Genomic DNA, 9,544 nt, shown 5'->3' with positions numbered 1-9,544 from the left:
TAAGGCTCGGTAGCTCAGTTGGTAGAGCAATGGATTGAAGCTCCATGTGTCGGCGGTTCGATTCCGTCTCGCGCCATTACAATTAAAAATCTCGGAGAGATAGCGAAGAGGCTAAACGCGGCGGACTGTAAATCCGCTCCTTCGGGTTCGGGGGTTCGAATCCCTCTCTCTCCATCCTTTTACGGGCATAGTTTAAAGGTAGAACTAAGGTCTCCAAAACCTTCAGTGTGGGTTCAATTCCTACTGCCCGTGTAAGCACCTATGGCGGGTGTGGCGAAGTGGTTAACGCACCAGATTGTGGCTCTGGCATTCGGGGGTTCGATTCCCCTCACTCGCCTATTTCTTATTGGGGTATAGCCAAGCGGTAAGGCAACGGACTTTGACTCCGTCACTCGTTGGTTCGAATCCAGCTACCCCAGTTCATCATTAAGCCGGCGTGGCGGAATTGGCAGACGCGCTGGACTCAAAATCCAGTGTCCTCACGGACGTGCCGGTTCGACCCCGGCCGCCGGTATAGCTTAATGTAGTTGAAAAGACAAGATTTCTAAGCCTTGTCTTTTGTTTTATCTTTTCTATTGCTCTTTTTCAAGTTGCCAAAAAATGGCTCTTTGTCAACTGTAGTGGGTTGACCCACTTAACACCGAGAGAGGACAGTTCTTGTCTTCTCTCGTTTTATGTTTATGTCAATGAAAATGCGAGTTCTATCTTTTCAAAATTTCTGACACCAAAGGCGTTGCGCTTAATAACCTTGATGATGTTGTTGGTTGCTTCAATCTTGGCGTTAGAGTAGGGCAGTTACAGGGCATTGACAATCTTGTCCCTGGCAATGTTGGCATTTTGGAGCAGGGTAATCAAGTTTAGCGATGACCTCTTTGTGACTCCCAGCCTCCACAACCTCCAAAATAGTGATATTAGGGTCTTTAATTCCGAGTAGGTTTGTGATAAAATTGAACTGTTCCATATGTGTCTTTCTAATGAGTTGTTTAAGCACTTTTCATTGTAGGTCATATGAAACTTTTTTTCTACACTCAAAAGGCTCTATAATCTCCATGGTGGATTTACCCACTACAGTCTTATAGAGCCACTTAACTTGTAAAGAGCTTTAATTTTTAGAAAAATACACATCATTTATGGTACAATAGAAGGAACAGAATAGCAAAGGAATGAAATATGTTACTTCAAAAACCAAAAGGAACCCAAGACATTTTATCTAAAGAAAGTGCTCGATGGCAGTATGTGGAAGGTTTGGTACGAGAGCTTTTTGCCCAGTACAATTACGCTGAAATCCGCACACCCATGTTTGAGCATTACGAGGTTATCAGTCGCTCCGTTGGGGATACGACCGACATCGTGACCAAGGAAATGTATGATTTCTATGACAAGGGCGATCGTCATATCACGCTTCGCCCAGAAGGGACAGCTCCTGTTGTCCGCTCGTATGTAGAAAACAAGCTCTTTGCCCCAGAAGTGCAAAAGCCCGTCAAACTTTACTATATGGGTCCCATGTTTCGCTATGAGCGGCCGCAGGCAGGACGACTTCGCCAGTTCCACCAGATTGGGGTAGAGGCCTTTGGTTCTAGCAATCCTGCTACCGATGTAGAAACCATCGCTATGGCCTATCATCTTTTTACTAAACTGGGCATTGCCAATGTCACCTTGCACCTGAATACACTGGGGACACCAGCTAGTCGGGCAGCCTATCGCCAAGCCCTGATTGACTACCTAACCCCCCTCAAAGACCAGCTGTCCAAGGATAGCCAGCGCCGTTTGGCAGAAAATCCTCTACGGGTACTGGACAGCAAGGAGAAAGAGGACAAGTTGGCTGTGGAAAAAGCGCCATCTATCCTAGACTATCTGGATGAGGATAGCCAGGCTCACTTTGATGCCGTTCGGGAAATGCTGGAAGCACTTGGCATCCCTTATGTCATTGATACCAAGATGGTACGAGGGCTTGATTACTACAACCATACTATTTTTGAATTTATCACCCCGCTGGAGGGCAATGAGTTGACTGTCTGTGCGGGTGGTCGTTACGATGGCTTGGTCGAGTATTTCGGTGGTCCTGCCACGCCAGCCTTTGGCTTTGGTCTTGGTATGGAGCGTCTGCTGCTGATTCTGGACAAGCAAGATTTGCTGCCTGATATGACGCCTCGCCTGGATGTTTATATCGCGGTGTTAGGGGCTGCGGCCAATAGCAAAGCTTTGGAGCTGGTACAGACCATTCGCAAGCAAGGCTTCTCAGCCGAGCGAGATGTCCTTGGCCGTAAGCTTAAGGCTCAGTTTAAATCAGCGGACAGCCTTGGTGCTAAGTTGATTTTGACCCTCGGAGACACAGAGGTTGACACAGAGGTTGTTACGATCAAGAATAACCAAAGCCGCCAGGAGATGCAGGTTACTTTTAACCAACTGCGAACAGATATGACTGGGATTTTAGACAAATTAAGCTAGGAGAAAGAGATGACCAAAAACCGATACAAATTCACTTTTGGGCAGAAAACCCTAACCTTAACCACTGATAAAGATAATCTTTATATGGAAGAGGTAGAGCGTCTTGCGAGGGAAAAATATGATGCCATCAAGTCAAAACTGCCAAAAGCAGATGACGAGACGCTTGCTCTGCTATTAGCCATCAACACCCTGTCTGTCCAGTTGGGTCGGGAGAAAGAGATGGCTGAGTTGGCTGCTGAATTGGATCGTTTACGCTATGCTTCTGAACAATCCACGAATCAAACTAGCTTATTTGAGGATAGCCAATGATAACTTTACTGATGATAATAGCCTTGGCTTGGCAGTTTTACCTGGGTTATAGCAGAGGTCTGGTCAAGCAAACCTACCTCTTAATAGCTCTGGTAGTATCAATACTTGTTGCGAAGACGTATTACAAGCCTCTAGCAGGGCTCTTAACTTTTTGGGTTCCCTATACACAGGCTGTCGAAGAAAAAGTGCTAACCTATTTTCCTCAGGTCAGCATCTTTGAAATGGACAAGGTGTTTTACGCAGGTACTGCTTTTTTAGCGTTGACACTAGCCAGCTATTTTGTCCTACGCTTACTAGCTGTTTTTCTTTATTTTTTTCCGCTTTGGAAGTTAGATACAACTCGATTTAATATGATTAGCGGTGCGTTATCTGTTTTTATGACTGTGGTGTTTTGGTCAATGGCTCTTCGTCTGTTTGCTACGGTACCGTTTGACCAAGTGCAGAGCCTGTTAACGAGCAATCCGATTATCTCTCTGCTGATCAATGTTCCTATTTTATCAGATGTATTGAATCAACTTTGGGTAGGGTGAGATGGTCTTCTGACGAAGCTTGGGTTCTAATCTGAGACAAATAAAATCTTGATAGTAAGTTGATATAACTGGATATGCATGTAGTATTATTGAAAGTTTTACCGTTAGAAAACCAGGTTGCTTTGATTAAACTGATAAGATTATATACACAAAAATCTATTAGTGATATACGACAGAATTTAGTAAGTGGTTTGCCTGTGTTGAGAGTTCCATACTCAGAATTGGAGGAACTTAAGAGATGACGAATTCTTATTGGTGAAATTTTAAGTTTGAATGCAGAAATTCAGCTATTCTTAGATACAGAAGAAGATGAAATCGATATTATGTTTCTAGATAATACAATAATTTCTCAAGAAGATACCATTAGTTTGACCAATAATGAGAATTAATGGCAATCAAAATAAAAAAATATTGTCACTTATAACCGTCAGTTTTTCAACTTTTTTGACTAGAGCCTTTAGATTTGTTTCCTGGATACAAATTTCCTAGATTTTTCACAGAAAAAGACGCTATACCAGCGCCTTTTTTGTATTTACCAATTACTTGCCTGAGACTTGATGACCTCACGTCATTTCGGAGAACAGCTATGGCTATTCAAAAAACCTTGGGGAACCAAGGTTTTTCATCACAAAATTATTTTTCAGTAATGCTGACAAACCTGGAAGAACTGTACCTTTCAAGAGTTCCATTGATGCACCACGACCGCGTCGCAACTATTTTCACTAACTCAAAAGGGTGGTTTAACCACCCTTTTGTTAATATTTCGATGTTGCTCTTTTTTCGACAAAATCAGGATTTTGTCGAGATAAACGAACTAAATCTTATTTTTCTGTCAAAGCAGAAAGACCTGGCAATACTTTACCTTTACCTACCCTGATGTTCTAACCTCACTCCGTATCGGAGAACATCTAGGGATGGCACTAGAAAAGAGCTGTTTACACATCTCTTTTCGTCGCGAATATGTGGTTACTTATTTTTCAGTCAATGCTGACAAACCTGGAAGAACTTTACCTTCCAAAAGCTCCATTGAGGCACCGCCGCCCGTACTAATCCATGAGAACTTATCTGCACGACCAAGGTTGATGGCTGCTGCTGCTGAGTCACCACCACCGATGATGGATTTCACTTCTGGTTGCTTCACGATAGCGTCCATGACACCGATGGTACCTGCTTGGAAGTCAGGGTTTTCAAAGACACCCATAGGACCGTTCCAAACGACTGTTTTCGCACCTTCAAGCTCAGCTTCAAACTTCGCAATAGACTTAGGACCGATGTCGAGTCCAAGGAAACCTTCTGAAACAGCTTCGCCTTCGGTGTCACGCACCACATCGTAACCTGCAAAGGCGTTGGCTTCTTTCGAGTCAACTGGCAAGATGAGTTTACCGTTGGCTTTTTCAAGAAGGGCCTTAGCAACATCAAGTTTGTCTTCTTCGACCAATGAGTTACCGATTTCAATGCCTTGTGCCTTGTAGAAGGTGTAGGTCATACCGCCACCGATAAGGACCTTGTCTGCTTTTTCTAGCAAGTTTTCAATCACGCCGATCTTGTCAGATACTTTTGAACCACCAAGGATTGCGACAAATGGACGAACTGGGCTTTCAACCGCTTCTTGGATGTAGGCAATTTCGTTTTCCAAGAGAAAGCCAGCAACAGCCTTTTCAACGTTAGCAGAAATACCAACGTTTGAAGCATGCGCACGGTGAGCTGTACCGAAAGCATCGTTTACAAAGATGCCATCACCAAGTGATGCCCAGTATTGACCAAGTTCAGGGTCGTTTTTAGATTCTTTCTTGCCGTCCACATCTTCAAAACGAGTATTTTCGACCAAGAGCACTTGACCATCTTCCAAAGCATTGATAGCTGCTTCCAAGGCTTCACCACGAGTAGCACCTGGGAAGATAACCTCTTGACCCAGTTTTTCACCAAGTGCCTTAGCAACTGGTGCCAATGATTTGCCTTCTTTGTCCGTTTCTTCTTTGACACGACCAAGGTGAGAGAAGAGGATGGCACGTCCGCCTTGCTCAAGGATATACTTGATAGTTGGAAGAGCGGCAGTGATACGGTTGTCATTTGTAATCACGCCATCTTTCAAAGGCACATTGAAGTCCACACGAACGAGGACTTTTTTGCCCTTAAGCTCAACATCTTTAACAGTTAATTTAGCCATTTTGGATAAACTCCTTAAATATTTTTTACCTCTCTAGTATAGCATATTCTGATATTTTTTTCTCAAAAATTTGTGAAAAACATCTTATTTTCTTCAATACCCGAAAGAAAAGTAGACTGACTTGCTCAGCTAGTGGACATAGATGAATGGCAAGAAACGATTGACCAAGAGAAATGTCAAAGCCTTAGGCTGAGGCAGCCTGAGTGCTATAGTTGTGACACTGGTTGATTTTTCGATGTTCAGCAGTATCTTACTTCTTAAGGCTATGGCTAAGGGAACTGGCATAAATGAACCAACAAATTGCCCCAAAAGTCACTAACAATAAAAGCACAAAAGAAAGTTGGATAGGAAAGAGCAGACTGAGTAGCAAGACTAGACCCGCTCTGACAAAGAGATAAGAGGTTTGTTTGCGGAGGACAAGGGACACTGCTGTTTGTTCTAGCTTTTTCTGCTGATGCGGCCCTTCTTTTGTACCGTAGTTGCCCACTAAGAGCCAGCCGATGGCGACGATGAGGACCGCTACTTTTCTCATGTCTATGTCCCAGCCAAGGTTGAAAAATAGCAGAGCGGTCTGCAAGATGGTGATCAGCAGAGCACTTCCCAACTTAAAAGCTCTGATGACAGGCTGCTCCCCGATGCCAAGACTGCCCAAGATGATAGACAGCACCAGATAGATACCTGCCAAAAGGAGCGGTTGCCCCAGTAAAATCCAGCTCTTATCGGTCACACCATTGACCTGCCCATCCAAAGAGACGTGTGTGGCGAATTTATCTGGTAAATCCGCCCAAAAGACCTGCCCCAAGACCAAGGGCAGCAAGCACAACCCTAACCCAATAGCGACAACTGTCCAATCAATTTTCTTAATCACGTTCATCATGTTCTTCTCCTCCAAATCCAGCAATCCACACCAAGACTTCCTCAAAAACCGTCACATTGAGGCGGTAGTAGATGTATGTTTTTTCTCGCTCTTCTAAAATCAGCCCTGCCTTTTTCAAGACTGTTAAATGATGAGAGACAGTTGCCCCTGTCACATCAAAGAGCTCACCAATCTCACCAGCAGACTTTGGTCCCGCTTTTAAGCTGTCCAGTATCTGTCGACGAATAGGCGCTGCGAGTGCTTTAAGTGTTTCTGATAAGCCCATCATGACCTCCTGATTTTTATTTAGAAATATTTCTAAATAAAGTATAGCACTTTCGGATGTATCTGTTCAGCATTATTTCGATATTTTTCTAAATAATGGAGATGGGAGGAGATAATAGTCAATCGAACTCATTAAATTGTGTCCAGCAGTTGGATAACGCCTGATAAATTAGGAGGCTAGGACTATTGCCCTAACCTCCTTTTCTATTTTTCTGTATTCAACCACTCAAAGCCTTGCTTTCTCAAAGCGTCTGTGAACAATGAGGCAAAGTCACTATTGGCTCCCCAAGAGATGTTGAGAAAACCGCCTCCGCCACCTGAGCCAATAACATCTGCCACAACCCAGCCCGCAGAAGATGTCAGGTGTAAGGTAACACTCACATAACTCTCGACTCGAAAATAGAACTTTTCAAAGACGGCGAGCACGACCTGTTGACTTCCAAGGTCATGTTTGACAACTTCCGCCAGATCAGCGTTTACCTCCGTCACTAGGCGGTCAAAGATAGCTTGTGGCTTCTCGGTTGTTTGCAAAACTAGTCTGTTTAAGCGTTCTCCCATGAGGTATCCTCCTGTTATTGCTATTGTTTTTCTGTAAGGGCAAAGGCACGGCTGACTTGAGGGGCGATGTATTAGAGATTACGACGAGTTCTTCGAGTCACTCTCCAGTTTTTAGGCAACTAGAGAAAACAAACCTCATTTGTTTTCCTCATCCATAGACAGGACGCTGAGGAAAGCTTCTTGTGGGACTTCGACCGAGCCAATCGCCTTCATGCGCTTCTTACCGGCCTTTTGTTTCTCAAGAAGCTTGCGTTTACGGGACACGTCACCGCCATAACACTTAGCAAGGACATTCTTACGCAGGGCCTTGATGTCGCTACGAGCCACGATTTTCTGACCGATGGCCGCTTGAATCGGCACTTCAAACTGCTGGCGTGGGATGATTTTCTTGAGCTTTTCCACGATGATTTTCCCACGTTCGTAGGCAAATTCCTTGTGGACAATAAAGCTGAGGGCATCGACCTTGTCGCCATTGAGAAGAATATCCATCTTGACCAGCTTAGAGGTACGATACTCGGAAATCTCATAGTCAAAGCTGGCATAACCACGAGTGGACGATTTGAGCTTGTCAAAGAAGTCAAAGACAATCTCTGCCAGCGGAATCTGATAGATGACATTGACACGGTTGTCGTCAATGTAGTCCATGGTGACGAAGTCGCCACGCTTGCGTTGAGCCAGCTCCATGACAGCCCCGACATATTCCTGGGGCACCATGATTTGGGCCTTGACATACGGCTCTTCGATGGATTGGACACGGGTCGGGTCTGGAAACTCAGATGGGTTTGCCACTTCAATCATCTCACCGTCTGTCGTGTTGACATGGTAGACCACCGACGGTGCGGTCATGATCAGGTCAATGTTAAATTCCCGCTCCAATCGCTCTTGAATAACATCCATGTGAAGTAGCCCCAAGAAACCACAGCGGAAGCCAAAACCAAGTGCTTGCGATGTTTCTGGTTCAAATTGCAGACTGGCATCATTGAGCTGGAGTTTCTCCAAAGCCTCACGGAGGTCGTTGTATTTGTTGGACTCAATCGGGTAAATCCCTGCAAAGACCATGGGGTTCATCTGCTTATAACCTGCCAAGGGCTCTGCTGCTGGCTGACTAGATAGAGTTACGGTATCGCCGACCCGGGTGTCTGCCACGGTCTTGATAGAAGCTGCGATATAGCCAACATCACCAGTTGCCAGAACCTCTCGACCGACCGCTTTAGGGGTGAAGATACCGACTTCAGTCACGTCAAAGGTCTTGCCATTGCTCATGAGCTGGATGGTGTCGCCCGGCTTGACCATACCATTGACCACCCGTACCTGCAAGATAACCCCACGGTAAGGGTCATAGACGGAGTCAAAAATCAAGGCTTGAAGCGGGGCGGTCACATCGCCAGTTGGCGCTGGAACTTTTTCAACGATTTGCTCCAAGATTTCCTCGATACCGATACCCGCCTTGGCAGAAGCCAAGACAGCTTCAGAAGCGTCCAGACCGATGACATCCTCAATCTCCCCACGCACCCGCTCAGGATCTGCCGCAGGCAGGTCAATCTTGTTGATAATGGGCAGGATTTCCAGATCATTATCCAAGGCCAAGTAAACATTAGCAAGAGTCTGTGCTTCAATTCCCTGTGCCGCATCCACGACCAAAATCGCCCCCTCACAGGCCGCCAAGGAACGAGAGACTTCATAGGTAAAGTCCACGTGCCCGGGTGTATCAATCAAATGAAAGGTGTAGGTCTCACCATCTTTAGCAGTGTAGTTCAGCTGGACAGCGTTGAGTTTGATGGTAATACCCCGCTCACGCTCCAAATCCATGCTATCAAGGAGCTGGGCCTGCATCTCACGGCTGGAAACCGTCTCGGTCTTCTCTAAAATCCGGTCAGCCAGTGTTGACTTACCGTGGTCAATGTGGGCAATGATGGAGAAGTTCCGAATCTTCTCCTGACGTTTTTTCAAATCTTCAATAGTCATACAAAATCCTTATTTTTCGTTTGCCCTCTATTATAGCAAATTTTGAGCATCTTGAGGAGTTTGTTGTTTAATTTTCTATGGCCTTGCATTAGATGTGAGAGCAAAATAAGAAAAAAGGAGAATTCCTAATATGAGAAGAGGACGATTGCCTACCACAAAACCTCAGCTATTTAAGACAATCATCTGAAAAGGCACCCCTTTTCTGTACAATTTTTATAAAGTGTTTTTGTTAAGCGATAACTCGCTTAACCATAGGTGTTTGGTAATCGAGACTACCGTGAATGCGACGACGAGACACTAGCATCCCTTGCGCTTCTAGGCATTTCTTGATTTTTCGTGCACCGTATCTGATTTGCTCTCACGGAAAATCTGTTTCACCTTTGCTTCAAGCTCCGCTTCAGATACTGGCTCAGTGGCTTTGTAGTA

At 45.0% G+C, this 9,544-nt stretch carries 9 protein-coding genes, 6 tRNA genes and 3 pseudogenes; 10 read left to right on the top strand and 8 right to left on the bottom strand.

Features of this window, described 5'->3' with window-relative positions:
• The first annotated feature begins 3 nt into the window (after positions 1-3).
• From ACERC8_RS09205 to ACERC8_RS09180, 6 genes are all read left to right on the top strand, one after another.
• Positions 4-76, top strand: a tRNA-Phe gene (locus tag ACERC8_RS09205).
• Positions 77-93: 17 nt separating this feature from the next.
• Positions 94-174, top strand: a tRNA-Tyr gene (locus tag ACERC8_RS09200).
• 7 nt (positions 175-181) lie between these two features.
• A tRNA-Trp gene (locus ACERC8_RS09195) sits at positions 182-252 on the top strand.
• Between the two features lie 12 nt (positions 253-264).
• Positions 265-337: transfer RNA gene (locus ACERC8_RS09190), tRNA-His, on the top strand.
• Positions 338-347: 10 nt separating this feature from the next.
• Positions 348-419, top strand: a tRNA-Gln gene (locus ACERC8_RS09185).
• An 11-nt stretch (positions 420-430) separates the two neighbouring features.
• A tRNA-Leu gene (locus ACERC8_RS09180) sits at positions 431-514 on the top strand.
• Between the two features lie 120 nt (positions 515-634).
• Here ACERC8_RS09180 and ACERC8_RS09175 read toward each other — a convergent pair.
• Both ACERC8_RS09175 and ACERC8_RS09170 read right to left on the bottom strand, forming a co-directional pair.
• A pseudogene (locus tag ACERC8_RS09175) lies at positions 635-822 on the bottom strand (transposase); the annotation flags it as partial.
• Positions 815-961 (bottom strand): annotated as a pseudogene (locus ACERC8_RS09170) (ISL3 family transposase); the annotation flags it as partial. The pseudogenes ACERC8_RS09175 and ACERC8_RS09170, both read right to left, overlap by 8 nt.
• 209 nt (positions 962-1,170) lie before the next feature.
• Here ACERC8_RS09170 and hisS point away from each other — a divergent pair.
• From hisS to ACERC8_RS09150, 4 genes are all read left to right on the top strand, one after another.
• Positions 1,171-2,448: a histidine--tRNA ligase gene (gene hisS / locus ACERC8_RS09165; RefSeq protein WP_373659589.1), complete on the top strand. Its 1,278-nt coding sequence runs from the start codon at positions 1,171-1,173 to the stop codon at positions 2,446-2,448.
• 9 nt (positions 2,449-2,457) lie between these two features.
• Complete coding sequence (zapA, locus tag ACERC8_RS09160; protein ID WP_018368495.1) at positions 2,458-2,757, top strand: cell division protein ZapA; 300 nt, start codon at positions 2,458-2,460, stop codon at positions 2,755-2,757.
• Entirely contained in the window at positions 2,754-3,287 is a 534-nt protein-coding gene (locus tag ACERC8_RS09155; RefSeq protein ID WP_373659588.1) for a CvpA family protein, read from the top strand. The genes zapA and ACERC8_RS09155 overlap by 4 nt, the downstream gene beginning before the upstream one ends.
• A 586-nt stretch (positions 3,288-3,873) precedes the next feature.
• Positions 3,874-4,164, top strand: a complete 291-nt coding sequence (locus tag ACERC8_RS09150; RefSeq protein WP_373659587.1) for a hypothetical protein — start codon at positions 3,874-3,876, stop codon at positions 4,162-4,164.
• A gap of 93 nt (positions 4,165-4,257) precedes the next feature.
• Here ACERC8_RS09150 and pgk read toward each other — a convergent pair whose 3' ends face one another.
• The 6 genes and pseudogenes from pgk to ACERC8_RS09120 all read right to left on the bottom strand — a co-directional run.
• Positions 4,258-5,454, bottom strand: a complete 1,197-nt coding sequence (gene pgk, locus ACERC8_RS09145) for a phosphoglycerate kinase (protein WP_373659586.1) — start codon at positions 5,452-5,454, stop codon at positions 4,258-4,260.
• Between the two features lie 250 nt (positions 5,455-5,704).
• Entirely contained in the window at positions 5,705-6,331 is a 627-nt protein-coding gene (locus ACERC8_RS09140) for a DUF1648 domain-containing protein (protein ID WP_373659584.1), read from the bottom strand.
• Positions 6,315-6,596 carry an autorepressor SdpR family transcription factor gene (locus tag ACERC8_RS09135; protein WP_373659583.1) on the bottom strand — a complete coding sequence of 94 codons (282 nt, stop codon included), beginning with the start codon at positions 6,594-6,596 and terminating at the stop codon, positions 6,315-6,317. The genes ACERC8_RS09140 and ACERC8_RS09135 overlap by 17 nt, the downstream gene beginning before the upstream one ends.
• 203 nt (positions 6,597-6,799) lie before the next feature.
• Positions 6,800-7,153 (bottom strand): DUF6054 family protein, encoded by a 354-nt coding sequence (locus ACERC8_RS09130; RefSeq protein WP_373659582.1) that lies wholly within the window; start codon positions 7,151-7,153, stop codon positions 6,800-6,802.
• A 135-nt stretch (positions 7,154-7,288) separates the two neighbouring features.
• Positions 7,289-9,118 carry a translation elongation factor 4 gene (lepA, locus tag ACERC8_RS09125; protein ID WP_373659581.1) on the bottom strand — a complete coding sequence of 610 codons (1,830 nt, stop codon included), beginning with the start codon at positions 9,116-9,118 and terminating at the stop codon, positions 7,289-7,291.
• 280 nt (positions 9,119-9,398) lie between these two features.
• Positions 9,399-9,544: pseudogene (locus tag ACERC8_RS09120) on the bottom strand (IS3 family transposase); the annotation flags it as partial.

Origin of the sequence: Streptococcus sp. E29BA (assembly GCF_041807805.1) — a bacterium.
GTDB classification, from domain to species: domain Bacteria; phylum Bacillota; class Bacilli; order Lactobacillales; family Streptococcaceae; genus Streptococcus; species Streptococcus entericus.
This window is presented reverse-complemented; position numbering and strand designations above follow the sequence as displayed.